Raw genomic sequence first — 26998 nt, forward strand, 5'->3', positions numbered from 1 at the left:
CAACGCTATTTAAGGTATATAATATTTAATTATTTGTTTTTATAATATTGTTATACAGTTGATTAGATGGTTTGTAAAAGTGTCCAATCTTGGGAGCGTAATAACAATTATTTAAATTTAATACTAATGGATATTAATATTTTACATTTTAAAGACTATTACTGGTTGCTGTAGAATAATATGGAGTTGTATTAAAGGATTTGGTTGTGGATGTATAAACGTAATCTGGGTTAGAAACTTGGTTCTCCATAAAGTCAGCAGTGTTGTATACTTCCCAAATAGTTAATTCATTAAATTTGCCGCTATCACTGTTAAGTTCACTTTTATGTTTTGCAATCATTCTGTCGACAGAATTCTGATCGACTAGCTTCATAGTTTTACTCGAGCCATTTTGATTGTTAACTTGTAATATAACCCAATAAAATTTATTGGGTTTAGTATTTTGATGTGATTTTTTTTCTCTAGTGAGAATGTAAGATATACTTATCTTTGGTGCGACTTTAATAACATTTAAAGTTTCATCTAACATCATGCCTTGGCCTTCTGCAGGTTCATTATTATAAGCGATATCTTTAGAAAAATCTTCGTGTTTTATTAAATCTATTAAAATAATTTTGTTGGTAAGTTTTGCTTCAATAATAAATTTACCTTGAGGCATGTCTTCTAGGGAAATTTTAGTTTTTAAATCATTAACTAAAACGGTTTTTTCAAAATCTTCATTAAAAAAATCAACTTCAATTATTTTTTTGTCACATTCTAAAATTAAACTATCTTTTGTTTTGTTAAGGTTGTGTTTTAATTCCTTGGCTTGTGGATGTGTGTTTTTTACTAAGGTAATCTTTTGACTAAAACCATTAAGAGTTGAGAAGGTGATAAGTAGTGTGCATATAGTTTTAAACATAATTTTCACTTTTTAGATTAGAGGGATTTCGTCAAATACATAAATTTGTATTTGCTTATGCTACAACTAAGTTAAAACCTTAGAAACGAAACTTGTACATAATATTGATGTGATGCATTTTTTATAGACAATTCACACTCAAATACGATATAACGCAAAAAAACAAGATTTAATTATAATCAATTTTGCTATGGTAAAATTGTAAAATATATAAATTGACTTATGAAAAATATACTATTTGGTATCATTATCGCAATTATTGTCATTTTCACGTTTAAATATTGTGATGATAAAAGAGAGGATAAAATGGTGATTGAAGAGCACAGTGCTCTTATCCAAGAACAAATTAAAAATGTTGGTAAATTGGTAGTCACAGAAGGACACTTTTCTGAAGTCTTTAGTTACAAAAATTCAAAAGCCATTTTTGGAGAGTATCTTTCAGCAGACAAAAAAGCCCTTGTAGTTGTAAATGCAGATGTTACTGTTGCTTATGACTTAAGTAAAATAGAATACAATATAGATGAAGGTACCAAAACACTTCAAATTATAAAAATCCCAAAAGAGGAAATAAAAATCAGTCCAGATTTTGAATATTACGATATTCAATCAGATTATTTAAATCAATTTGAAGCAAGCGATTATAATAAGATAAAACAGACCGTTAGTCAGTCTCTTTTAAAAAAAATTGAAGCATCCGATTTAAAATCCAACGCTCAAAATCGTTTAATCAGTGAACTTTCTAAATTCTTTATGTTAACTAATTCATTGGGTTGGACTTTAGAGTACAATCAAAAGCCTGTAGAAAGTATAAATCAACTTAATAATCTCGAAGATTTTTTAGACTAAGACTTAACCTAATTTTCGTTGTAGACTACCAATTCCACCACCATTTATGGCATCTACACCTTTAGATTTTAATAAGCTTGTTGCACTACCAGAACGCATGCCGCTTGCGCAATAAGCAATAACGGGTTTGTTTAACCTTACAATCTCATTAATTCTATTGCCTAATTCCTGTACAGGAATATGAATAGCGTTTTTTATATGTCCGCCTTGATATTCACTTTTGGTACGCACATCCAATATTACAGCACCTTTTTCAATATATTCTGCAACATTGTTAGTTGATTTTCCAAATAAAGCATTAAATAATCCCATAGTCTATAATTTTTGTCAAAATTCTAAAAAGCATTAAGAACCCAGCGTAACCAAAGTTACATTATTTAATAAGAAGCATAAAAATCTTCTTACCTTAGTGTTTTAAATCGTTCATGAAGACTGAAACACGTAAAGAAGAAATTATAAGAGTTGCTGCAAAACTTTTTAAACAAAAAGGATATAGTGCGGTAACCATGAGAGACATAGCAAAAGCAATGGGTATAAAAGCAGCTAGTCTTTATAATCATATCAATTCTAAACAAGATATTTTAAACGAAATCATTATTTCTTTAGCAGAAGCCTTTACTCAAGAGATGAAGCAAATTCAATCTTCAGGTGTTAATAGTATTGATAAACTCAAGAAAATTATAGAGCTTCATGTTAATATTTCAAGTCAAAATATTTATGGCATGGCGTCCCTAAATAATGATTGGATGCACCTCAAAGATAAATTACAATACTATCTAAAACTACGTAATACATACGAAGACGATTTTAAAACTATTTTAATTGATGGTATTACTAAAAATGAAATCATTAACATAAAACCAGAAGTGATGATGTTTTCTATTCTTACTACGCTGCGCTCGCTCTACATCTGGATACCAAAAAAAGAACAACTCAATCTAGAAGCTTTAACCGACGATTTAATTAATGTTCTCATTAATGGAATTGCTAAAGAATAGCATCATAAACTGATGTTTTATTAAGTTATAGAGTCTTAAAATGACATTAACACTAAAATCGATTAATTTTTTTGTAGTTTTGTTTATAAAACTAACAAGTGTTAGTTTTTTTTTAAAATAATATTCCGAAAACGATTTCGGATAAATCTTTAAAAATTAAGTAATAGATAATAACTGTTAATGGCAGAGTTTTATAAATTAGGAATTAAAGACATTTACAAAGAGACAGAAGATACTTCTGTAGTTTCTTTTAATATTCCAGAAGCGTTGGAGAAGGAATTTAAATTCCGTCAAGGACAACATCTAACGCTTAAAGCAGATATTAATGGCGAAGATATTCGGCGTTCATACTCACTCTGTACAGGTCCAAACGATAACAAGTGGCAAGTTGCGGTTAAACAAATTCCAGGTGGTAAGTTTTCAACGTTTGTGAATAATGAATTGAAAGTTGGAGACGAACTAGAAGTTATGTCACCAAGCGGAACTTTTGGCATAGAGTGCAATCCTAATGAATCAAAAAACTATCTTTTTTTTGCAGCAGGAAGCGGCATCACGCCAATACTTTCAATGCTAAAAGCACATTTATCTGCAGAGCCTAATGCCACGTGTAAGTTGTTTTATGTAAATAAAACCGCAAAATCCATTATCTTTAAGGAAGCCTTGGAGCAGCTTAGAAACACCTATTTCGGTAGATTAGAAATCTATTATTTCTTAACCAAAGAAAAGCGCGATATTGAGCTGTTTAATGGGCGTTTTGATGACGAAAAAATGGAAGTACTAACAAAAACGTTTATCGATATTCCAGATACAAACGAAGTGTTTCTTTGTGGTCCAGAAAAAATGGTACACTTCGTAAGTGAGTATTTAATAAACGCAGGATTACCAAAAGAATTAGTGCATTTTGAGTTATTTGTAACAGGATTGTCAGAAGAAGACATAAAACGTGCAGAACGTTTAGCACAGCAAGATGTTGAAGGTACTGAAGTAATCATTGTAGATGGAGGAAAAGAATTCGCCTTCACAATGACCAAAGAATACGATAATATTTTAGATGCTGCACTAGGAGCAGGAGCAGATTTACCATTTGCTTGTAAAGGTGGTGTTTGTAGCACCTGCAAATGCGAAGTTAAAGAAGGAACAGTAGAAATGAAAATAAATTACGCGTTAGACGATAAAGAAGTCTCTCAAAATTTGGTACTTAGCTGTCAAGCAGTTCCAACATCAGATAAAGTAGTTGTCGATTTCGATGTATAAATAAGATTTGTCATTCCTGCGTAGGCAGGAATCCATAATACTTTGAAAAAGAAAAGTTAGAGTTCAACAAGCTAAAGGCCAATAGCCAACAGCTAAAAGCTTAAAAAAATGAGTGAAGAACAAATAAAAAATCTAGAAGCCCAATTCGAAGCACGTATCGCAAGAGACGAAAAAATCGAACCAAAAGATTGGATGCCAGAAAAATATCGTAAAACGCATATTAGGCAAATGTCGCAACACGCACATTCCGAAATTGTAGGTATGTTACCAGAAGGTAACTGGATTACTAGAGCACCTTCATTACGTCGCAAAGTGGCATTGCTTGCAAAAGTACAAGACGAAGCCGGACACGGTTTATATCTATATTCAGCAACCGAAACTTTAGGTGTCTCTAGAGAAGAAATGTACGAGCAATTACACAAAGGTAAAGCAAAATATTCATCCATATTTAATTACCCAACCATTACATGGGCAGATATGGGAGCCATAGGTTGGTTAGTAGATGGTGCAGCAATTATCAATCAAGTACCATTGTGTAATACTTCTTATGGACCATATGCAAGAGCAATGATTCGTGTGTGTAAGGAAGAAAGTTTTCATCAACGTCAAGGGTATGAAATTATGCTAAAGCTTTGCAATGGCACACCAGAGCAAAAAGAAATGGCACAAGATGCATTAAACCGTTGGTGGTGGCCAAGCTTAATGATGTTAGGTCCTACGGATGCCGAGTCTATTCACACCGAACAATCCATGAAATGGAAATTAAAACGTAAGTCTAATGACGATTTGCGTCAGCAATTTATAGACCAAACGGTTCCGCAAGCTGATATTTTAGGACTTACAATTCCAGATTCAGATTTAAAATGGAATGAAGAACGTCAAAGCTATGACTTTGGAGAAATCAATTGGGATGAGTTCTGGCAAGTTGTAAAAGGTCATGGCCCAATGAATAAAGTACGTATGAAAGCAAGAGTTGACGCATGGGAGAATGGAAAATGGGTTAGAGATGCAGCAATGGCTCATGCCGAAAAGAAACAAGAACGAAAAGAGAAACTAGCTATGTAATAACACTTAATGCGCTTAGGTGTATTGTCCCCTAGAGGGGACTTTAGGGGTGTTTTTAAAATATGTAAAAAAATCAACTTAAAATGAGTAAAAACTGGCCACTTTGGGAAGTCTTCGTAAGAAGCAAAAACGGATTAGAACACAGACACTGCGGAAGCTTACACGCAGCAGATGCAGAAATGGCATTAGAAAATGCAAGAGATGTCTATACAAGACGAAGCGAAGGTGTAAGTATTTGGGTGGTAGAATCTAAGCACATTACAGCATCTAACCCAGAAAACAATGGCGAAATGTTTGAGCCTGCTCAAGATAAAGTATATCGTCATCCAACATTTTACGATTTACCAGATGAAGTAAAGCATATGTAATTTGAGCTATGCTCAAATTACAATTCCCGTGAAAACGGGAAACTCATAAATTAAAACGAACTGTCATTCCTGCACAAGCAGGAATCTCATGAATTGAAAAACATATTTTGATACTTAAGATTGTCCCCTTGAGGGGACTTTAAGGGTGTTAAAACTTGAATAATTAAATTTTGAAAGTATAGTGAAACTACTAATTGATTGTCTTCGACTTCATATTAGAATTCAATTTCAATTTAAAATACAATGAATAAGAATTTATACAAATACTTACTTGGCATCGCAGATAATTCACTTATTCTCGGTCAGAGATTAGGAGAGCTATGTGGTCACGGCCCAAGTTTAGAAACCGATATCGCGTGCACCAATATGTCACTAGATTTACTAGGGCAAGTGCGTAGTTATTATCAATATGCAGCAAAGATAGCAGGCGATGGCAGAACAGAAGATGATATCGCAATGCTTCGTAAAGAACGTGAATACTTCAATGTTTTATTGGTAGAGCAACCAAATACCGATTTTGGGTACACAATGGCAAGACAATTCTTATTCGATGTATATCATTTTTTAATGCTAACCGAATTGGAAAAAAGTACCGATTTAAACTTATCAGCTATTGCAAAAAAATCCATCAAGGAAGTGAGTTACCACAAGCGTTTCTCATCCGATTGGATAAAGCGATTAGGAGATGGTACAGAGGAAAGCCACAAGCGTATTCAAACCGCAATAAATGATTTATGGACGTATACCGATGAGTTATTCCATCAAACCGAAGCTGATAAAGCTATGGTTGCTGAAGGCGTTGGAGTAGATGTCACTAAATTAAAAGGCGCTTATTACGAAGAAGTAAATGCAGTTTTAGAAGAAGCAACGTTAAGCGTTCCAGAAAGCAAATACTTTCAAAAAGGAGGAAAGCAAGGCATTCATACCGAACATATGGGTTACTTGCTAGCCGATTTACAATATATGCAACGCGCCTATCCAAATATGGAATGGTAAAAAGCCCATCTCAGTCTTCCCAAAGGGAAGAAGAAAAATATGAGTAAGGAAAATCAAATATTACAGTCGAGTGATAACTCTTCCCCTTTGGGGAAGGTGGATGGGGTTCTAGTTCCGATATTAGAGTCTATTTCAGACCCAGAAATCCCAGTGTTATCCATTATGGATATGGGAGTGGTGCGTTCTGCGATTATCGAAAATGATATTGTAAAAATCGAAATCACACCAACTTACAGTGGCTGTCCTGCAATGGATGTTATCGGAGATGATATCAAACGCGCAATGCAAAAAGCAGGTTATACAGCTGAAGTAGATTTGATTTTACATCCAGCTTGGACAACCGATTGGATTACACCAAGAGGCCGTAAAGCACTAGAAGAATACGGAATTGCAGCACCTCTAAATGCAGAAGCAGATAAAGACCTGCTATTAAACGGAAAACGATTAGTAAAATGTACTAATTGTGGTTCCACAAATACAAGATTAGTAAGTCAGTTTGGTTCTACAGCATGCAAAGCACAATTTCAGTGCAACGATTGCCAAGAACCTTTTGACTATTTTAAATGTTTAAAGTGACAACTTGTTGTCATCCTGAACTCGTTTCAGGATCTCATTAAGATTAATAATTATAAAATTATGAGTTCAATAGAACTAAAAATAGAAAACCAAATAGCAACCATCACGCTTAACAGACCAGAAGTATTTAATAGTATAAATAGAGAAATGGCATTTCTATTTCAAGATACTTTAGATGCTTGCGAAACAAATGCAGACGTTAGAGCCATTGTAATCACAGGAGCAGGAAAAGCATTTTGTGCTGGTCAAGACTTAAAAGAAGTTACAGACCCAGACTTAAATCCAGGTTTTAAAAAAATACTAGACGAGCATTATAATCCAATTATCACCAGAATTCGAGCAATTAAAAAACCAATTATTGCAGCAGTCAATGGTGTAGCAGCTGGAGCAGGAGCAAACATCGCATTGGCTTGTGATATTGTTGTGGCTCATGAAAAAGTAAGTTTTATTCAGGCATTTAGTTTAATAGGTTTGATTCCTGATAGCGCAGGAACTTTCTTTTTACCTAGACTTATTGGTTTTCAAAAAGCATTAGCATTAGCAATGTTAGGAGATAAAGTGTCTGCCGATGAAGCCGAAAAAATGGGAATGATTTACAAAGTATTGCCATTAGAAAGTTTTGAAGAAGACGTGAGTAAATTAGCCTTAAAACTCGCTAATATGCCAACATTAGCTTTAGGAAAAATTAAGGAAGCGTTTAATCAATCCTTAACCAATAATTTAGAAGAACAATTAGCATTAGAATCTAAATTACAGATAGAAGCAGCAATTACTAATGATTATGCAGAAGGCGCTGCAGCATTTATTGAAAAAAGAAAACCAAATTTTAAAGGAAACTGACAATTTATTGTCATCCTGAACTTGATTCAGGATCTTATCAAATATGAATAAACAAACTCTCATACAAACCCATAACAGAATAAAACCATTTATTCATAAAACACCTGTGTTAACATCAAAGTTATTAGATGAAATAGCAGGTTGTAATTTGTTTTTTAAATGCGAGAATTTTCAAAAAATGGGAGCCTTTAAAATGCGAGGAGCCGCCAATGCCATTTTATCACTTTCTGACGAAGAAAGACAAAGAGGTGTAGTAACACATTCGTCTGGAAACTTTGCGCAAGCGGTTTCATTAGCAGCTCAAAAATTGGGAGTTAAGGCTTACATTGTTATGCCCAAAAACGCACCACAAGTAAAAAAGAATGCTGTGAAAACCTATGGTGGTGAAATCATAGAATGCGAATCTACACCTCAGGCAAGAGAAGCTATGGCTAATAAAATTAAGGAAGAAAAAGGAGCCTCATTTTTACATCCATCAAATCAAGATGAAGTCATATACGGTAACGCAACAGCAGCAATGGAGTTGTTAGAGGAGCATCCTAATCTTGATGTAATTATTACACCAGTTGGAGGTGGTGGATTATTAGCAGGTACAGCTTTGGCTGTTAATCAGTTTGTACCAAATTGCAAAATAATAGGCGCAGAACCAATGGAAGTCGATGATGCGTATCGTTCTTTAAAATCAGGTAAGATTGAAAAAAACGAAAGTACAAATACCATTGCAGATGGTTTAAAAACCTACTTAGGTGACCGTAATTTTCCAATTATAAAAACTTTGGTAGACAAGATTATCAGAGTTGAAGAACAAGAAATTAAAGAGGCTATGCAACTCATTTGGGAACGCATGAAAATAATTGTAGAGCCATCAAGCGCAGTAGCTTTTGCTGCTGTTTTAAAAAATAAAGAAGAATTTAAAAATAAGAGCGTCGGAATCATCATTTCTGGCGGAAATGTAGACTTAAAAAATCTACCATTTTAAAAGTCTCAGTAATGACCCCTTGAGGGGACTTTAGGGGTGTTTTAGAAAAAGTTGAATACGAATTGAATAGTCCTGCAAGGTTTTAAAAACCTTGTAGGAATAAATTTAAGTTTAATTAAAAGTTACTCACTTTCGTGGGCATTTATATGAACATAGGAATAATAGGTTCAGGAACAATGGGAAGCGGTATCGCTCAAGTAGCGGCAACTGCAGGTTGTTGCGTAAAATTATACGACACCAACCATGCGGCTTTAGATAAAGCTAAAGCAAGCCTTGAAAAAATATTAAATAGACTCATTGAAAAAGGTCGAATAGATGCTGAAGAAAAAAACAGAATTCAGTCAAATATCACCTATGTCGATAGTCTAAAAGCATTAGCAGATTCAAATCTTACGATTGAAGCTATCGTCGAAAATATCGATATCAAGAAGAAAGTCTTTTCAGAATTAGAAAGCTATGTGGCGGATGATTGTATCATTGCATCAAATACATCGAGTTTATCCATAGCATCCATAGCATCATCATTGCAAAAACCGGAGCGTTGTATCGGAATTCACTTTTTCAACCCAGCACCATTAATGAAATTAGTTGAGGTCATTCCAGCAGTGCAAACTTCAAAAGCAGTTTTAGACAAATCGGTTGAAATCATAAAAGGTTGGAAGAAAACAGTAGCTGTTGCCAAGGATACACCTGGTTTTATCGTAAACCGTGTAGCGCGACCATTTTACGGAGAAGCTTTAAGAATTTACGAAGAAGGCATTGCTGATTTTGAAACCATAGACCATAGTTTAAAAACATTAGGAGGTTTCAGAATGGGACCATTCGAATTAATGGATTTTATTGGCAATGATGTTAATTACACAGTTACGGAAACCGTATTTACAGCCTTTTATTTCGACCCAAGGTACAAACCGAGTTTTACACAAAAGCGTTTAAGTGAAGCAGGCTATTTAGGAAGAAAAACAGGAAAAGGTTACTATGATTATTCTGAAGGTGCTGTAAAGCAAGAACCAAAAGAAGATAGCGAATTAGCACAAACCATTTTCGACCGTGTTTTAGTAATGTTAATCAACGAAGCAGCAGACGCTTTGTTTTTAAACATTGCTTCAGCAGAAGATATAGACAACGCAATGACCAAAGGTGTAAATTATCCAAAAGGATTATTGGCTTGGGCAGACGAAAAAGGTATTGATTGGTGTGTAAATAAGTTAGACGAATTATATAATGAATATCATGAAGATAGGTACCGTTGTAGTCCATTATTACGAAAAATGAATAGAAAAAATAAAACATTTTTTTAAATAACGTCAGTTCGAGTGAAATTGCTTTTTCTGCAATTTTGTATCGAGAACAAGCGAAACTTCTCGATACAATTTTCTGTCGAAAATCACTCGAAGTGACAAATTGAAATATGAAAGGAGAACAAATTCCACATAAAATGTTAAGTCAAGATGCATTCAGTACTTGGTTAGGCATCGAAATCTTAGAATGCGAAATTGGTCGTTGTCGCGTGGCAATGACGGTTCGGAATGAAATGCTTAATAGTATGGGAAAAGCACATGGAGGCATCAGTTATGCATTGGCAGACACAGCTTTCGGATTTGCGGCCAATACACATGGCAAATATGCAGTGTCAATAGAAACGAGTATAAATCATATTGAAGCATTAAATGAAGGGGATTATTTGGTAGCAGAATCAGTAATAGAAAACGTAAAAAACAGACTCGGATTTAATATCGTAGAGGTAAAACGAGGTGATGAACTGGTAGCCCTTTTTAAAGGTGTTGTTTATCGCACTCAAAAGGATTGGGAAGATTCATAGGTATGAGACTTGAGGTATGAGGAATGTGGTAAAAAAGAAAATTAATATGAGAAAATCAAAATATCATTTTAAGTTTGAGGATTTGACCGTATATACTAAAGCAATGGAATATGGAGAAGTTGTAAATAGAATGGTTAAAAAGTTTCCAAAAGATGAACGATTTGAATTATCCTCTCAATTCAAAAGAGCAGCAGATTCAATAGCATTAAATATTGCAGAAGGCTCTAGTGGAACTGACAAACAATTCTATAATTATTTAGGTAATGCCTGGCATAGTGCTCATGAGTGCGTTTCTTGTAGTTCAAAAGCTCAAATGAGAAATTATATCTCAAGTGATGAAGATGAAGATAATAGAAGATTAATTACTGAACTATCAAAAATGATTACATCATTAAGAGTTACTATTTCAAAAAGAATAAACAAATGAATATGAGCAATACAAATACCTCACACCTCAGGCCTCAAGCCTATATAATCGACGGCATTAGAACACCAATAGGAAATTACAAAGGCACATTATCGGCTGTAAGAACAGATGATTTAGCAGCTTTAGTAATCAAAGAAATCGTAGAACGAAACCCAAACATCCCAAAAGAAGCCTACGACGATGTTATTTTGGGTTGTGCTAACCAAGCCGGAGAAGACAATCGTAACGTAGCACGTATGGCATCACTTTTAGCAGGATTACCATTTACAGTTCCAGGAGAAACTGTAAACAGATTATGTAGTTCAGGTTTGTCAGCAATTATTCACGCAAACAGAGCAATAAAAGCAGGAGATGGCGATGTGTTCATTTCTGGAGGTGTTGAGAATATGACACGCGGACCATATGTAATGGCAAAACCATCAAGCGCTTTTGGAGGCGATTCAAAACTTTATGATTCTACCTTCGGATGGCGTTTTGAAAACTCAAAAATGCACGAAATGTATGGCACAGACGGAATGGGAATGACAGCAGAAAATCTTGTCGAAAAATATAACATTTCAAGAGAAGACCAAGATGCATTCGCATACTGGAGTCAGATGAAAGCATCACAAGCACAAGAAAACGGACGATTAGAAAAAGAAATTCTACCTGTTGAAATTCCTCAACGCAAAAAAGACCCAATCGTTTTTGCGAAAGACGAATTTGTAAAACCAACAACGTCAAAAGAGATTTTAGCCAAATTACGACCAGCCTTTAAAAAAGACGGCGGAAGCGTAACCGCAGGAAATGCATCAGGATTAAACGATGGAGCAGCAGCTACTATTATAGCTTCAGAAGAGGCTGTGAAAAAATACAATTTAAAGCCTTTAGCGCGCATCGTGAGTTCCGCTGTCGTAGGTGTAGAACCGCGAATTATGGGCATTGGTCCAGTTGAGGCGTCCAACAAAGCTTTGGCAAAAGCCGGATTAACCATGGACGATATCGACATTATAGAGCTCAACGAAGCCTTTGCAGCGCAAGCATTGGCGTGTACCAGAGCTTGGGGATTGGCGGACAATGACCCAAGAATTAACCCAAATGGAGGCTCTATCGCAATAGGCCATCCGCTTGGCGTTACAGGCACCAGAATCGCCTATTCAGCGGCTTTAGAGCTCAAAGAGCAAAACAAACGTTACGCATTGGTAACGATGTGTATTGGCGTGGGTCAAGGCTATGCCGCTGTGATTGAAAACGTGAATATTTAAAATAATTTGGGCGTTACCACAAGGGTCGCGCTTTCGGCAGTCGCTCTCTGCGAGGAGCTTCAACAAAGCCTCAATCGCTAACGCACCAGCCAGAGATGGTCAGTGATTAATAAATGATTTATCATTCCTGCGAAATCGAAGATTCACGAATTCAATTAAGTGAATTAAGAATCGATGAGTAAAGTAGGAATCCAGAATAAAGTATAAAGTAAGATGAACAAAATACAACACTACGTCCAAGGACAATGGACCACAGGAAAAGAAGAAGGAGCACCAATTTACGACGCTATAACAGGCGAACACTTCACAAATTGGGCTGTTGAAGGATTAGATATTCCTGAAGTTCTTAATTACGGACGCACAAAAGGAGGCGAAGTACTTCGTAAAATGACCTTTCAAGAGCGAGGTAATATGCTTAAAAAATTGGCGCTTTACCTTACAAAACGCAAAGAACAATTTTACGATTTAAGTTATAGAACAGGTGCAACGCGTGTGGACAGTTGGATAGATATTGAAGGTGGTTTTGGTAACCTGTTTGCCAATGCATCATTACGAAAATTGTTTCCAAACAAACCATTTCACGTAGAAGGAGACCCAATCGATTTGTCTCGTGGTGGACGCTTTATGGCACATCATATTATGGTGCCTAAAAAAGGTGTTGCGGTTCATATCAATGCATTTAATTTTCCGGTTTGGGGAATGTTAGAAAAGTGTGCTGTCAATTGGATGGCTGGTGTACCAGCAGTGGTTTTACCAGCGCCATCATCGGCTTATTTGGCAGAAGCTGTAGCGAGAGAAATTATCAATTCAGGTATTTTACCAGAAGGCGCACTTCAAATTATAAACGGAACCGTAAAAACTGTTTTAGATACGGTTGAATCTCAAGATGTCGTAACTTTTACAGGTTCGGCAGCAACAGGTCGTTTGTTAAAAGCACATCCGAGATTAATTAAAGAGTCAGTGCCTTTTACTATGGAAGCCGATTCGTTAAACGCCTCTATTTTAGGGGAAGATGCAGTTCCTGGAACACCAGAATTCAACTTGTTCGTTAAGGAGGTTCGTAAGGAAATGACCGTAAAAGCTGGACAAAAATGTACAGCCATCCGACGCATCATTGTGCCAGAAAATTTAGTTGAGGATGTTCAAATTGCACTAGCAAAAGAACTCGATAAAGTAACCATTGGAGACCCAAGACTTAAGGAAGTGAGAATGGGCTCATTGGTAAGTAAACAGCAAGTTGAAGCAGTGAAAAGTTCCATTGCAGACATCAGTAAAGAAGCTGAAATGGTTTATGGCAATCTAGATAACATCGAAACCATTGGAGCAGATGCCAATAAAGGTGCGTTCATAAGTCCAGTGGTGTTTAGAACTGATAATCCTTTCCAGAATAATGTAGTTCACGAGCGCGAAGCGTTTGGACCAGTAAGTACCATTATGCCATACAAGTCAATGGACGAAGCTGTGCAATTAGCACAAATGGGTAAAGGCTCGTTAGTGTCTTCTATTGCAACTTATGATGATAACATCGCGACTGATTATGTAGTAAATGCAGCAAGTCATCACGGAAGAATATTGGTGATTAATCGCGAAATGGCAAAACAAAGTACAGGTCACGGTTCGCCATTACCTTACTTGGTTCACGGAGGTCCAGGACGTGCTGGTGGTGGCGAAGAAATGGGAGGAATGCGTGGTATTAAGCACTATTTGCAACGAACAGCGATTCAAGGTTCGCCAACAACCATTACCGAAATCACTGGGATTTACCAGCAAAATGCAGCATACAAGGAAGCAGAACAGCATCCGTTTCAATACCATTGGGAAGATATTCAGCCAGGAATGTCTTTAAAAACACACAAGCGTACACTTACGGATACTGATATTCAGAATTTTGCCAATCTAACTTGGGACCATTTTTACGCACACACAGATATTACCTCTTTAGATGGAAGTATTTTCGAAAAACGAACAGCGCACGGTTATTTTATAATTTCCGCTGCAGCTGGTTTATTCGTGTATCCAAATAAAGGTCCTGTAGCAGCAAATTACGGTTTGGATTCTATCCGATTTTTAAGACCGTTATACCACAACGACACCATTTATGTGCGTTTAACCTGCAAGGAAAAAGTAGATAGAGATGTGTCATCAACAGAGCATCCAAGTGGTATTGTAAAATGGCACGTTGAGGTGTTTGATGCTAATTTTGAAAACCGACCAGAAAGTCAAAAAACCGACAAAGATAGTCCGTTAGTAGCTGTTGCAACCATTTTAACAATGGTTCAGAAAAAGCAAGAAACATTTGTTGAAATGACCGAAGAAAAAATCAACGAATGCTTATCAAAGTTAAAAGCAGACGCTAAACCAAAATGGGGAATTATGACGCCTCAACATATGATAGAGCATTTAGAGTATACTTATAAAATTGCGTCTGGCGAAATTCAAGATTTTGAAATTGCCACACCAGAAAAGATTTTAGATAAGGTGCACGCAAGCTTGTATAACTATAGAAAGTTTCCACAAAATTCTCAATTTCCACAGTTAGAAAAAGATGCGCTAGACGATTTAAAACATCAAGATTTAGAAACAGCGATTGAGAAGTTTAAGGAACAACGCAAAAAATACATTGAGTATTTCAAGGAAAATCCAGATGCCAAATTGAAGAATTTAGTATTTGGAGAGTTGAATCGTTACGAATCTTACTTACTCGAAAGAAAACATTTAAACCATCACTTTGAACAATTTGGATTAATATAATTATGTCAGAACAACAACCATACGTAAAATTAGAAATACAAAACGAAGTAGGCTATATCGAGTTTTTTCATCCAGCACATAACTCATTGCCAGGTGATGTATTGGCAGAATTAGCCAATACCATCAGCGAAGCTGGACAAAATGATGCCATTAAAGTTATCGTGCTTAAAAGTGGAGGAGACAGAACCTTTTGTGCTGGCGCAAGTTTTAATGAACTAATCAATATCAATGATGAAGCCACAGGAAAAGTCTTCTTTTCTGGATTTGCAAACGTGATTAATGCGATGCGCAAATGTCCAAAATTTATTATTGGACGTATACAAGGTAAAACCGTTGGTGGTGGTGTTGGCTTAGCAGCTTCAACCGATTATTGTATGGCTACAAAATTTGCAGCCATCAAGTTAAGTGAACTTAATATTGGTATTGGACCATTTGTAGTTGGGCCAGCAATAGAGCGTAAAATGGGATTAAGCGCTATGTCGCAGATTGCCATAGATGCCAATACCTTTTATTCGCCAGAATTCGCAAAACAAAAAGGATTATATACGCACGTTTTTGACTCAACAGAAGCATTAGATGAAGCTGTTAAAACAACAGCAGAACACTTATGCACTTATAATACTGAAGCGATGCTAGAAATGAAAAAAGTATTCTGGCAAGGTACAGATGATTGGGATGACCTTTTAGCCGAGCGAGCAGCAACAAGTGGACGACTGGTTTTATCTGAATTTACAAAAGAAAAACTAAAGACTTATAAATAATCTTTCCTGCAAGGATTTAAAAACCTTGTAGGTATAATTCAAATTTACTGAAATATGGCAATTTACACTTTTAATGGATTTGTTCCAGTAGTACACCAATCCAGTTTCGTGCATCCATTGGCTGCAGTAACAGGGAACGTTATCATCGGTAAAAACTGCTACATTGGTCCAGGAGCAGCTATTCGTGGAGATTGGGGACAAATTATTTTAGAAGATGGTGTCAACGTACAAGAAAATTGTACCATTCACATGTTTCCTGGAAAATCGATGATACTTAAAGATAGTGCACATGTTGGTCATGGAGCCATAATTCATGGTGCTAATTTGGGTAAAAATTGCCTTATAGGCATGAACACGGTAATAATGGATGATGCAGAAATAGGTGACGAGTGTATCATTGGTGCTATGTCTTTTGTAAAAGCCGAAACTAAAATTCCATATCGAAGTTTAGTCGTTGGTAATCCGGCAAAAGTAATTAGAGGAGTTACAGACGAAATGATTACATGGAAAACCAAAGGCACACAGCTGTATCAGCAATTACCAGCCGATTGTCATGAGTCATTAAAGGAAGTTGAGCCACTACGTGAAGTTCCAGAAAACATGAAAGTTCAAGATGAGGTGTATAAAACGCTTCGGGAAACATTTAACAAGTAGACTTGTCATTTCGACAGAGTGAAGAATGAGCGACGAGAAATCTCATCATCTTATTGGATGTTATTGAATTAAAAGATTGCTACGGCTGTTGTCTGCGTAATATCTAATATCACAGCACCCGACTCAAATCAATTTCATTAGTCTCTTTACTCGTCGATAAAGCAATTAAACTCTGCACATTTCCTAAATAAGGTAATAATGTTAATTTCGAAATAATAAAAGTCTCGTAGGCTTCAATATCTTCAACTACTAATTTTAAGAGGTAATCAAAATTACCACTCACTCTGTGACACTCTACCACTTCAGGGAAATTATTAATCTCTTTTACAAATTTTTCCAAATAACTTCTAGTGTGGCCTTGTAAAGTAATACCAATAAATACGGTTAGTTTTAAACCAATTTTCTTGTTGTTTAGAACCGCAACATAGTTTTCAATATAGCCTTCTTTTTCTAATTTTTTAATGCGTTCAAAAATGGGAGAAGTGCTCATACCGAGTTCTTCCGCAATACTTTTCGTCGTTCGGTTACTGTTTTTTTGAAGAATAGATAAAAGCTGAATGTCTATTTTATCGAGCGTATGAGCCATCAGAAAATTATTTGGTTAAAACTGTAAATTTAAAATTAAAAAGTTAAATATTCTGGTTTATTAATCTTTTAAAGATTTATTTTCTTTTTAATGTTATAAGAAAAGATTTTAACAATTGTTAATTGTGATATGTGTTATCTTTAATTCTTATAATTAATAATTTTATAACCGAATGACTTTCGAATTAAAAATGCCTAAAATGGGCGAAAGTATAACAGAAGGGACCATAATCAATTGGTTAGTTTCTGATGGAGATACTTTTGAGGAAGGAGACATTATTCTAGAAGTCGCTACAGATAAAGTCGATAACGAAGTCCCAGCACCAGCTTCAGGAACGTTGTTAGAAACCAAATACCAAGCAAAAGATGTGGTAAAAGTTGGTGAAGTTATTGCTATTTTAGAAGTAGAAGCATCTAGTTCGAAGCAAAAATCTAAAGAAGAAACCGTTATCACATCGAATAAAAGTGAGAAACCGAATTCAAAGCGTAAACCTAAAAAAGAGCATAAGCAAAGTTATATAGAGCAGAGTGTTTCTTCCTCTTTGGGGAAGTCAGAAGGGGCTCTTTTCTTTTCACCATTAATCATTAAAATAGCAAAAGAGCAACACATTAGTTTTGAAGAATTAGCCAGAATTCCAGCAACAGGTCACGAAGGCAGACTACGAAAAAGTGATGTCTTTCAATATTTAGAAGACGGCAGACCATACAAATTCGCGCAACCAATAGCCGAAAAGGACCCAACAGCATATCGCATTCCTCAATTGCAATTCGATAAAGGCAAAGGTAAGGTCATTGAAATGGATCGCATGCGCCAAATGATTGCAGACCATATGGTGTATTCTAAACACACGTCGCCTCACGTTACAGCTTATGTTGAAGCCGATTTAACTAATATGGTAAACTGGCGAAATGCTAACAAAGTAGCGTTTCAAGATAAGTATGGCGAACGCTTAACCTTTACACCATTATTTGTAGAAGCAGTCGCGAAAGCCGTAAAAGACTTTCCAAATATTAATGCTTCGGTAGATGGCAATAACATCATCATAAAAGAAGATATCAATATTGGTATGGCAACCGCATTACCAAGCGGAAATTTAATTGTGCCTGTAGTGAAAAATGCAGATACTAAAGATTTAAAAGAACTTGCAGCTAACGTAAATGAGCTTGCAGGAAAAGCAAGAGAAAACAAACTAGCAGGAGACGATATAAAAGGCAGCACATTCACCATTTCTAACGTAGGAACCTTTGGTAGCGTTATGGGAACACCAATTATTAACCAACCAGAAGTTGCCATTTTAGCCTTAGGAATTATAAAGAAAAGACCAGAAGTTATCGAAACCGAACACGGAGATGAAATCGCCATAAGGAGTATGATGTATCTATCATTATCATTCGATCATAGAGTGGTTGATGGCTTTCTAGGCGGAAGCTTTGTAAGACGCGTAGCCGATTATTTTGAGCAATTTGATGTCAATAGAATAATATAACCCGTTTTGTTATTCCTGCGCAAGCAGGAATCCACAAAAGAAGTATAACATAAATAGATTCCTGCCTTCGCAGGAATGACAAAGTATATGAAACACAACATTTCAATAACCACAGTAACCGAATCCAAAGTCAAAAACGTAGACTTTAACAACATACCATTAGGCACAACATTTACAGACCATATGTTTATTTGTGATTATAACAATGGCGTATGGGAAAATCCAAGAATTGAACCCATGGGAATGATTCCTACACATCCTGCAGCCATGGCTTTACATTACGGACAAGCTATATTTGAAGGTATGAAAGCTACTGTTGATGCCGACGGTAACCCAATGCTATTTAGAGCAGATAAAAATGCAGAAAGGCTAAATTTTAGTGCAGACCGAATGGGAATGCCATCGTTTCCTGAAGATTTATTTGTAGAAGGACTAAAACAATTAGTAGATTTAGAGCGTAACTGGATTCCACCAATCGACGGAAGTGCACTCTATTTAAGACCATTCATGTATGCCGACGAAGCCTTCATTGGTATGCGCGCGGCAACACATTTTAAGTTCATCATTATGGCCTCACCAGCTGGTCCATTTTTTACAAAGCGCATAAAACTATGGGCAGAAAACAAATACATACGAGCAGCCTCAGGCGGAACAGGTGAAGCTAAAGCAGCAGGAAACTACGCAGCAGCCATTCGCCCAACGGAATATGCTAAGGCCAAAGGTTACGACCAAGTTCTATGGTTAGATGCTGTAGAACACAACTATATTCAAGAAGTCGGTACCATGAATATTTTCTTTAAAGTCAACGGAAAATTCATCACACCAAAACGAGACGGTTCCATTTTAGATGGCATTACCAGAATGAGTGTCATCGATATTTTACGAGACAAAGGTTACGACGTTACAGAACGCGCCATAACCATTCAAGAAATTCGTGATGCTTCCTTAGATGGTACTTTAGAAGAAGCCTTCGGAACCGGAACAGCCGTTGGTATTGCTTACATTCAAGAAATTGCTATGGGAGAACATACCATTCATGTATCCGACAAAAGTCCGGTTGGTTTAGAGGTTAACGATACGCTAAATGCAATAAAAACAGGAAAAATTGAAGATAAATTTGGTTGGATGGTTAAAATTGAAAAGCAGTTAGTTTAAAATAATTTGGGCGTTACCACAAGGGTCGGGCTTTACGCTATATCTTTTTTGCTTTTAATGGCAAAAAAGGATGCCGCTGCAATCCCTAACGCGGAAGTAACGGTCCAATAGTACATAACGTCACTTCGAGTGATTTGTGAAGCATGAGCAAATTGTATCGAGAAGTAAAATAAAAAGTTCGTGAGACAAAATTGAAGAAAAAGCAATTTCACTCGAACTGACACAGAGTTATCATTCAGAGCAAAGGGAAAAATTTCTATGAAACTCTTAGTCTTATAAATTTAAGTTTGTCATTCCTGCCTGCGCAGGAATGACAAAAAATAACTGCTTTCGCGGTTATCAATACTGAAATAAATTCAGCATAACATGAAAAAAGAAACACTAAAAAAAGGATTTTCAAAACTCTGCACAGCAAAAGCAATGGCAGAGTTATACGAAGCTAATTTTAAACAAGTTTCTAAATACGTACACGCCACATCCAGAGGGCACGAAGCCATTCAAATCGCTTTAGGGCTACAATTATTACCTCAAGATTATGCCTTTCCGTATTATAGAGATGATGCCATGTTATTATCATTTGGATTAGAGCCTTACGATTTAATGTTGCAATTATTAGCCAAAAAAGACGACCCTTTTTCTGGTGGAAGAACTTACTATTCGCACCCAAGTTTAAAGGATGATGATAAACCAAAGATTCCACACCAATCCTCAGCAACAGGAATGCAAGCTATTCCTGCAACTGGTGTTGCCATGGGACTGCAATATTTAGAAAAACAAGGTTTAAAAAATGCAGTGACGAGTAATCATAATTCGGCTTCGTTCCCTTCGGCAAGGACTGAAGATGGGCTTGTAGTCTGCTCTCTAGGCGACGCCTCAGTAACCGAAGGAGAAATAGCAGAAGCTTTTCAAATGGCAGCATTAAAACAAATGCCAATTTTATATTTGGTACAAGATAACGGTTGGGACATTTCTGCTAACGAAGCCGAAACCAGAGCACAGAATGCTTTTGAATATGCGCAAGGTTTTAAAGGCTTAGAAGCGATTTCAATAGATGGTGCCAACTTTATAGAAAGTTACGAAGCCATTAAAAACGTAATAGAAACTATCCGAACTGAGCGCAGACCATTTTTAGTACATGCAAAAGTGCCATTATTAAATCATCATACATCTGGAGTGCGTATGGAATGGTATCGTGACGATTTAGATGAAGCACGTTCGCGTGACCCTTACCCTGTCTTAAAACAACAATTACTAGATGCAGGGTTTTCAACAAAAGAAGTCGAAGAGATAGAAAATTCCGCGAAAGCGAAAGTACAATCAGATTTTGAAAAAGCGTTACTAGCCGAAGACCCTCAGCCTGAAGATTTATTTACAAACGTTTTTGCACCAACACCGATTACCAAAGAAAAAGGAACACGTTCACCAGAAGGAGCAGACAAAGTGGTAATGGTAGATTGTGCTTTATTCGCCGTAGAAGAGTTAATGAAAAAACATAAAGAATGTTTGCTTTACGGACAAGATGTTGGAGGAAGACTTGGTGGTGTTTTTAGAGAAGCAGCAACGTTGGCTCAAAAATTTGGAGACGACAGAGTGTTTAATACACCAATCCAAGAAGCCTTTATTGTAGGTTCTACAGTTGGAATGAGTGCGGTGGGTTTAAAACCCATTGTTGAGGTTCAGTTCGCCGATTATATTTGGCCAGGATTAAATCAGTTATTTACAGAAGTAAGTAGAAGTTGCTATTTGTCTAACGGCAAATGGCCTGTGAGTATGATTCTTCGTGTGCCAATTGGTGCTTATGGAAGTGGAGGGCCTTACCATTCATCATCTGTTGAATCTGTAATCACCAATATTAGAGGAATTAAAATTGCTTACCCTAGTAATGGAGCCGATTTAAAAGGTTTGATGAAAGCGGCGTATTACGACCCAAATCCGGTAGTGATTTTAGAACACAAAGGTTTGTATTGGTCTAAAGTACCGGGAACGCAAGGTGCAACCTCTGTAGAGCCAAGCGAAGATTACGTACTACCTTTAGGTAAAGCTTGGGTGTTACAAGAAATTTGGAAGCAAGATAATTTTGAAACTTTAACCATTATAACGTATGGAATGGGTGTGCATTGGGCTATGAATGCATCAGAAGCATTAGGAATGCAAGACCAAATTGAAGTGATTGATTTACGTACATTATTTCCATTAGATGAAGACACAATTATGCAATCGCTGAAGAAAACAGGAAAGTGTTTAGTGGTTACTGAAGAACCTTCAAACAATAGTTTTGCAAGAGCACTATCTGGAAAAATTCAAGAAGAATGTTTTAAATATTTAGATGCACCTGTTATGACCATTGGTAGTGAGAATATGCCTGCCATTCCTTTAAATTCAACTTTAGAACAGACTATGATTCCTTCCACGGAAAAGGTGAAAGCTAAAATTGAGGCAATATTAGATTATTAAAAATTAACAGAGCCTTTATTAATAAATGGCTCTGTTTTTTAATGTCAAAAGTGTGCTTTGTTAAAGTTTAGTTGTTTTTGTAGATATCGTATTCAAAAAGTGATTTAGTGAATTTTTCAGGATTTTCAGCTAGATGATATCTTGGGTCATCAATAGCTTCAACAATAACATCTTTAAATTTTGGACTCGCTTTGTACAGCAAAATTTTACAATCTTGGCTTAAATGTTTTAATTTAATGGTTTTACCAGCGGCTTGATACTTTTCAACCAAAATAAAAATAGCTTCAATGGCAGAATGGTCTGATATTCTGGCTTCAACAAAATCTATTTCCACGATATCTGGGTCGTTTTTAATATCAAACTTTTCATTAAATGAAGTAATACTACCAAAGAATAGTGGTCCCCAAATTTCGTATGTTTTAGTACCATCTTCTTTAAATCGTTTTCTAGCTCTAATTTTTTTAGCGTTTTCCCAGGCAAATGATAATGCAGAGATAATTACACCAACAAAAACTGCGATGGCTAAATCAAATACTACAGTTACAACAGAGACTATTATTAATACAACGGCATCGGACATTGGTATTTTTTTCATGATGCGGAAACTGGACCATGCAAATGTTTCTATTACCATCATAAACATTACACCAACTAATGCCGCAATTGGAACTTGCTCAATGTATTTGTCAGCGAAAAGTATAAAAGTTAATAATGTGACAGCCATAATTACACCAGAAAGTCTACCTCGTCCTCCTGCATTAATATTAATTACGGTTTGACCAATCATTCCGCAACCACCAGTTCCACCAAATAATCCGCTTAACATATTTCCTGCACCTTGAGCTACACATTCTTTATTTCCATTTCCTCTTGTGTCAGTTAACTCATCTACTAGATTCATAGTCATTAATGTTTCAATCAATCCAACAGATGCTGCTAAAAAGGCATAAGGCGCAATAAATTTTAAAGTGTCTAAATTAAATGGTAAATTACTCCATAGTTCAGCAATGTTGAGTTTACTAGATAGTTCATCAAAACCATTAAGACCAGCGCCTCCTCCATCTCTAATAAAATCACCAACATTAATAGATTGAAGGCCTCCAAAAATAGAAATTAATGTTACTATTAAAATTGCGGTTAGTGCAGCCGGAAGTTTCTTTGTTAATTTGGGCAAGCCCCAGATTATAAACATGGTAAGTAAAACAAGCCCTATCATAATGTAAAGTTTGTTTCCTTGCATTATAGATTTAACTACACCATTATCCTTTACAGAATAAAAGCCATCATCATGAAAGTTGAAAACAACTTTCTTAGTATTAATATCATATACTTGATTGTCTGCTATAACAAATACATCTTCGTTTGTTTTAATATTTTTTACAGATTCATTATCTATTGAGAATATCGTAGTGCCTGAAATTAAATCTTTTACGGCGTTGTTTTGTACATTATAAACTAACTCTTTAGATTCTGTTTTACGCATGTTTTGACCAAAAATATCTTTGGTGTTCTCTTTAAACATACCTAGCTGAGCCATAAAGATTACTATGGCTAATCCGTTTACAAAGCCCATCATTACAGGGTGTGGAATTAAACGAACGAACTTACCAAGCTTAAATAATCCTGCTAAAACCTGAATGATTCCCATTAAAACAACAGCAGCTAATAAATAAAAATAGCCCATATTTTCTACAGGAGTATCAAAAAGGAGACCTTTGGCGTGCCCTTCTTGTATCATGTGAACAAAAATAACAGCTACAGCACCTGCTGCTCCAGATATTAAACCTGGTCTACCTCCAAAAAGAGCAGAAATTAAACCTATTATAAAAGCTCCAAATAAAGCAACAATTGGACTAATTTGTGCAACAAACGCAAAAGCAACAACTTCTGGAATCATTGCTAATGATACCGTTATACCAGAAAGAATATCGTTCTTAGGGTTTTGCGTAAAATTTTTCATTGTTTTTGACCCGAGTTTCATAATATATGCTTTTAAAAGGCGGCAAAGATATACGTTTTAGATTTAAAGTCTAGCTAAATACGCTATGAAACAAAAAAAGCACTAGCTTATTACTAGTGCTTTGTAATTATATGGCGAATATTTTTGTTATTTCTCCGGAGGGAATAACAATAACATTTCAGAAACAAACTCTTTAATTCTTGCTTCTTTCTTTTCTATATTTCTCATTTCTAAATTTCCGGTACCAGATCCTTGCCAAATTAATTCTTTTTTATCTGCATTAATTAAATCTATATATAGAACACCTTCAGTTGAAGTTGAAACTTGGTTGTTGTTCCAGCCAGTTCGCCAGCCCCAGCCGCCATAACCTCCCCAACCCCATGCACCATTGCCCCAAGCATTGTTGTAAATATCTACTCGTTGGTTAGATTTGGTAAAAATGCTTACTAACATATCTGGATTTTCGGATTTGGTGTAACCTTTAGCCATTAACTCAGCTTCAATAGCTCTTAATATGCGTCTTTTGTCGATATCATTAATTTCTGCTTTGTCAATACCAGGTTTAAAGAAAGCAAAGGTTTTATAATTTTCAAAATTTGTTTCACGGTCATAATCTGCGGCAACTCTAACTGAACTGCACGATGATAATATTACTAGTAAAAGTAACATTGGAGTAAAATTGAGTAGTTTTTTCATAACTTTTTTGTTTTTAATTAAACATCTTTTAATAAATGATCATCTACAATGTTTGGTAATGTTATTTTTAAATTTGGTTCGGCTTCCATGGCGCGTTTAATAGCAAACATAGCACCTTCATTTCTGGCCCAACTTCGTCTAGAAATTCCGTTATTCACATCCCAGAATAACATTTGTTTGAGTCGTTTAGATGATTCTATACTACCATCAAGAACCATACCAAAACCGCCATTAATTACTTCGCCCCATCCAACGCCACCACCATTGTGTATACTAACCCAAGTGGCACCTCTAAAACTATCTCCAATAACATTATGAATTGCCATGTCTGCTGTAAAACGTGATCCATCGTATATGTTGCTCGTTTCTCTGTAAGGTGAATCAGTTCCGGAGACGTCATGGTGATCTCTACCTAAAATAACAAATCCAATTTCATTGTTTGCGATAGCTTGATTGAAAGCTTCTGCTATTTTCATTCGTCCTTCCGCATCTGCATATAAAATTCTAGCCTGTGAACCAACAACTAACTTGTTTTCTTGTGCACCTTTAATCCATTTGATATTATCAGCCATTTGTTGTTGAATTTCTACAGGAGAATTCTTTTTGATTTCTTCTAAAACCGTACAGGCAATTTCGTCTGTTTTTGCTAAGTCTTCCGGTTTTCCTGATGCACAAACCCAACGAAATGGCCCAAAACCATAATCAAAGCACATAGGTCCCATAATATCTTGTACATAACTCGGATATTTAAAGTCAACTCCATTATCTGCCATAATATTTGCTCCTGCACGAGATGCTTCTAATAAGAATGCATTTCCATAATCAAAAAAGTAGGTGCCTTTTTCGGTATGTTTATTTATAGCATCTGCATGTCTCTGTAGGCTTTCTTGTACTTTGGTTTTAAATAATTTTGGGTTAATTGCCATCATTTCATTGGCATCTTCAAAAGATAATCCTACAGGATAATAGCCACCAGCCCAAGGGTTGTGAAGAGAGGTTTGGTCACTTCCTAAGTCTATATGTATATTGGCTTCATAAAATTTTTCCCATACGTCAACAACATTTCCTAGGTAAGCTATTGATATTGTTTCTTTATTTGTCTGCGCGTTTTTAACTCTAGTTACTAATTCATTTAAATCTGTTATCTTTTCGTCTATCCAACCTTGGTCTAATCTAACTTGTGTGATTTTTGGATTTACTTCTGCGCAAACTGTAATGCAACCTGCAATATTTCCTGCTTTTGGTTGCGCTCCAGACATTCCGCCAAGTCCAGAAGTAACAAATAGATGTCCTTTGGGCTCTTTTTGAATTCTTCTAAAACCGTTTAAAACTGTTATCGTGGTGCCATGTACAATACCTTGAGGACCAATATACATATAACTTCCTGCTGTCATTTGCCCATACTGGGTAACACCTAAAGCATTGAATTTTTCCCAGTCATCTGGTTTGGAGTAGTTTGGTATCATCATTCCGTTAGTTACGACAACTCTTGGTGCTTCTTTGTGAGATGGAAATAAGCCCATTGGATGACCAGAATACATCACTAGTGTTTGCTCGTCATTCATTTCGGCTAAATACTTCATGGTTAATCTGTACTGCGCCCAATTAGAAAAAACAGCACCATTACCACCATAGGTAATTAATTCTTGAGGATGTTGTGCTACTTCGTCATCTAAATTGTTTTGTATCATTAGCATAATGGCTGCAGCTTGCTTTGATGCCGCAGGATAATCCTCAATTGGTCTGGCAAATATTTTATAGTCTGGTCTTAACCTATACATGTATATTCTACCATAAGTTTTCAATTCGTGCTTAAACTCTTTGATTAATTCTTTATGGTGTTTTTTATTGAAATAACGAAGCGCATTTTTTAGAGCTAATTTCTCCTCTTCTATAGATAGTATCGCTTTTCGTTTGGGAGCATGATTAATCGTAGGGTTATATGGTTTTAATTCTGGAAGTACTTCAGGAATACCCTCTAGAATTTGCTCTTTAAATGATAATGTAGATGTTGGCATTACTTTTTTTTTAAAGTATTTTTATTAAATCCATAAGGGCAATGTCTACAGCCACTTTCACAACAATAACCGCGTTTTAAATGGTATTGTTCGGTAAAACAGCGGTATCCTTCTGGCGTTAGATAGTAGTCTCCATCTTCAATTGGGACATATTTCTTCAT

The 26998-nt window shown here is 35.9% G+C and carries 26 protein-coding genes; 19 read left to right on the forward strand and 7 right to left on the reverse strand.

Annotation, left to right across the window (positions count from 1 at the left end):
- Window positions 1–148 precede the first annotated feature (148 nt).
- Window positions 149–901, reverse strand: a complete 753-nt coding sequence (locus GN138_RS10535) for a hypothetical protein (protein WP_157363863.1) — start codon at window positions 899–901, stop codon at window positions 149–151.
- 222 nt (window positions 902–1123) lie between these two features.
- Between GN138_RS10535 and GN138_RS10540 the strand changes: the two genes are divergently transcribed.
- A complete protein-coding gene (locus GN138_RS10540) occupies window positions 1124–1747 on the forward strand; it encodes a DUF4230 domain-containing protein (protein WP_157363865.1) in 624 nt (207 codons plus the stop codon).
- A gap of 3 nt (window positions 1748–1750) precedes the next feature.
- Here GN138_RS10540 and GN138_RS10545 read toward each other — a convergent pair whose 3' ends face one another.
- The gene (locus GN138_RS10545; protein ID WP_157363867.1) at window positions 1751–2059 is read right to left on the reverse strand and encodes a rhodanese-like domain-containing protein; all 309 of its coding nucleotides are present in this window, start codon (window positions 2057–2059) and stop codon (window positions 1751–1753) included.
- 113 nt (window positions 2060–2172) lie between these two features.
- Between GN138_RS10545 and GN138_RS10550 the strand changes: the two genes are divergently transcribed.
- The 15 genes from GN138_RS10550 (at window position 2173) to GN138_RS10620 (ending at window position 16482) form a co-directional block, all read left to right on the forward strand.
- Window positions 2173–2745, forward strand: a complete 573-nt coding sequence (locus tag GN138_RS10550) for a TetR/AcrR family transcriptional regulator (protein ID WP_157363869.1) — start codon at window positions 2173–2175, stop codon at window positions 2743–2745.
- 180 nt (window positions 2746–2925) lie between these two features.
- Window positions 2926–3999 carry a 2Fe-2S iron-sulfur cluster-binding protein gene (locus GN138_RS10555; protein ID WP_157363871.1) on the forward strand — a complete coding sequence of 358 codons (1074 nt, stop codon included), beginning with the start codon at window positions 2926–2928 and terminating at the stop codon, window positions 3997–3999.
- Window positions 4000–4107: 108 nt separating this feature from the next.
- Complete coding sequence (paaA, locus tag GN138_RS10560) at window positions 4108–5064, forward strand: 1,2-phenylacetyl-CoA epoxidase subunit PaaA (RefSeq protein ID WP_157363873.1); 957 nt, start codon at window positions 4108–4110, stop codon at window positions 5062–5064.
- An 83-nt stretch (window positions 5065–5147) separates the two neighbouring features.
- Complete coding sequence (gene paaB / locus GN138_RS10565; RefSeq protein ID WP_157363875.1) at window positions 5148–5432, forward strand: 1,2-phenylacetyl-CoA epoxidase subunit PaaB; 285 nt, start codon at window positions 5148–5150, stop codon at window positions 5430–5432.
- A gap of 243 nt (window positions 5433–5675) precedes the next feature.
- Window positions 5676–6428, forward strand: a complete 753-nt coding sequence (paaC, locus tag GN138_RS10570; protein WP_157363877.1) for a 1,2-phenylacetyl-CoA epoxidase subunit PaaC — start codon at window positions 5676–5678, stop codon at window positions 6426–6428.
- 39 nt (window positions 6429–6467) lie between these two features.
- Complete coding sequence (gene paaD / locus GN138_RS10575) at window positions 6468–7004, forward strand: 1,2-phenylacetyl-CoA epoxidase subunit PaaD (protein ID WP_157363879.1); 537 nt, start codon at window positions 6468–6470, stop codon at window positions 7002–7004.
- 60 nt (window positions 7005–7064) lie between these two features.
- Window positions 7065–7844 (forward strand): enoyl-CoA hydratase-related protein, encoded by a 780-nt coding sequence (locus GN138_RS10580; protein WP_157363881.1) that lies wholly within the window; start codon window positions 7065–7067, stop codon window positions 7842–7844.
- A 43-nt stretch (window positions 7845–7887) separates the two neighbouring features.
- Window positions 7888–8823 (forward strand): pyridoxal-phosphate dependent enzyme, encoded by a 936-nt coding sequence (locus GN138_RS10585; RefSeq protein WP_157363883.1) that lies wholly within the window; start codon window positions 7888–7890, stop codon window positions 8821–8823.
- A 146-nt stretch (window positions 8824–8969) separates the two neighbouring features.
- A complete protein-coding gene (locus tag GN138_RS10590) occupies window positions 8970–10124 on the forward strand; it encodes a 3-hydroxyacyl-CoA dehydrogenase NAD-binding domain-containing protein (protein WP_157363885.1) in 1155 nt (384 codons plus the stop codon).
- A 110-nt stretch (window positions 10125–10234) separates the two neighbouring features.
- Entirely contained in the window at window positions 10235–10645 is a 411-nt protein-coding gene (locus tag GN138_RS10595) for a hotdog fold thioesterase (protein WP_157363887.1), read from the forward strand.
- Between the two features lie 46 nt (window positions 10646–10691).
- Window positions 10692–11072, forward strand: coding sequence for a four helix bundle protein (locus GN138_RS10600; RefSeq protein ID WP_157363889.1), 381 nt, complete (start codon window positions 10692–10694; stop codon window positions 11070–11072).
- A gap of 2 nt (window positions 11073–11074) precedes the next feature.
- Window positions 11075–12316: a 3-oxoadipyl-CoA thiolase gene (pcaF, locus tag GN138_RS10605; RefSeq protein WP_157363891.1), complete on the forward strand. Its 1242-nt coding sequence runs from the start codon at window positions 11075–11077 to the stop codon at window positions 12314–12316.
- A 213-nt stretch (window positions 12317–12529) separates the two neighbouring features.
- Window positions 12530–15067: a phenylacetic acid degradation bifunctional protein PaaZ gene (paaZ, locus tag GN138_RS10610; protein ID WP_157363893.1), complete on the forward strand. Its 2538-nt coding sequence runs from the start codon at window positions 12530–12532 to the stop codon at window positions 15065–15067.
- A gap of 2 nt (window positions 15068–15069) precedes the next feature.
- A complete protein-coding gene (locus GN138_RS10615; protein ID WP_157363895.1) occupies window positions 15070–15828 on the forward strand; it encodes an enoyl-CoA hydratase/isomerase family protein in 759 nt (252 codons plus the stop codon).
- A gap of 54 nt (window positions 15829–15882) precedes the next feature.
- Window positions 15883–16482, forward strand: a complete 600-nt coding sequence (locus tag GN138_RS10620; RefSeq protein ID WP_157363897.1) for an acyltransferase — start codon at window positions 15883–15885, stop codon at window positions 16480–16482.
- Between the two features lie 109 nt (window positions 16483–16591).
- Here GN138_RS10620 and GN138_RS10625 read toward each other — a convergent pair whose 3' ends face one another.
- Window positions 16592–17068 (reverse strand): Lrp/AsnC family transcriptional regulator, encoded by a 477-nt coding sequence (locus tag GN138_RS10625; RefSeq protein WP_157363899.1) that lies wholly within the window; start codon window positions 17066–17068, stop codon window positions 16592–16594.
- Between the two features lie 172 nt (window positions 17069–17240).
- Here GN138_RS10625 and GN138_RS10630 point away from each other — a divergent pair, with 172 nt between their 5' ends.
- From GN138_RS10630 to GN138_RS10640, 3 genes are all read left to right on the forward strand, one after another.
- Window positions 17241–18554: a dihydrolipoamide acetyltransferase family protein gene (locus GN138_RS10630; protein ID WP_231743063.1), complete on the forward strand. Its 1314-nt coding sequence runs from the start codon at window positions 17241–17243 to the stop codon at window positions 18552–18554.
- 87 nt (window positions 18555–18641) lie between these two features.
- Window positions 18642–19709, forward strand: a complete 1068-nt coding sequence (locus tag GN138_RS10635) for a branched-chain amino acid aminotransferase (RefSeq protein WP_157363901.1) — start codon at window positions 18642–18644, stop codon at window positions 19707–19709.
- Between the two features lie 366 nt (window positions 19710–20075).
- Window positions 20076–22163 (forward strand): alpha-ketoacid dehydrogenase subunit alpha/beta, encoded by a 2088-nt coding sequence (locus GN138_RS10640; protein ID WP_157363903.1) that lies wholly within the window; start codon window positions 20076–20078, stop codon window positions 22161–22163.
- Between the two features lie 67 nt (window positions 22164–22230).
- Here GN138_RS10640 and GN138_RS10645 read toward each other — a convergent pair whose 3' ends face one another.
- The 4 genes from GN138_RS10645 to GN138_RS16040 all read right to left on the reverse strand — a co-directional run bounded on the left by GN138_RS10645 (window position 22231) and on the right by GN138_RS16040 (window position 26998).
- On the reverse strand, window positions 22231–24123 hold the full coding sequence (locus GN138_RS10645; protein WP_157363905.1) for a SulP family inorganic anion transporter: 1893 nt from the start codon (window positions 24121–24123) through the stop codon (window positions 22231–22233).
- 147 nt (window positions 24124–24270) lie between these two features.
- Window positions 24271–24819, reverse strand: coding sequence for a DUF4136 domain-containing protein (locus tag GN138_RS10650; RefSeq protein WP_157363907.1), 549 nt, complete (start codon window positions 24817–24819; stop codon window positions 24271–24273).
- Between the two features lie 17 nt (window positions 24820–24836).
- A complete protein-coding gene (locus GN138_RS10655) occupies window positions 24837–26837 on the reverse strand; it encodes a urocanate hydratase (RefSeq protein WP_157363909.1) in 2001 nt (666 codons plus the stop codon).
- Window positions 26837–26998, reverse strand: coding sequence for a DUF5522 domain-containing protein (locus GN138_RS16040; RefSeq protein WP_161624671.1), 162 nt, complete (start codon window positions 26996–26998; stop codon window positions 26837–26839). Before GN138_RS16040 ends, GN138_RS10655 begins: the two co-directional genes overlap by 1 nt.

Origin of the sequence: Winogradskyella endarachnes, from assembly GCF_009741275.1 — a bacterium.
Classification (GTDB): Bacteria; Bacteroidota; Bacteroidia; order Flavobacteriales; family Flavobacteriaceae; genus Winogradskyella; species Winogradskyella endarachnes.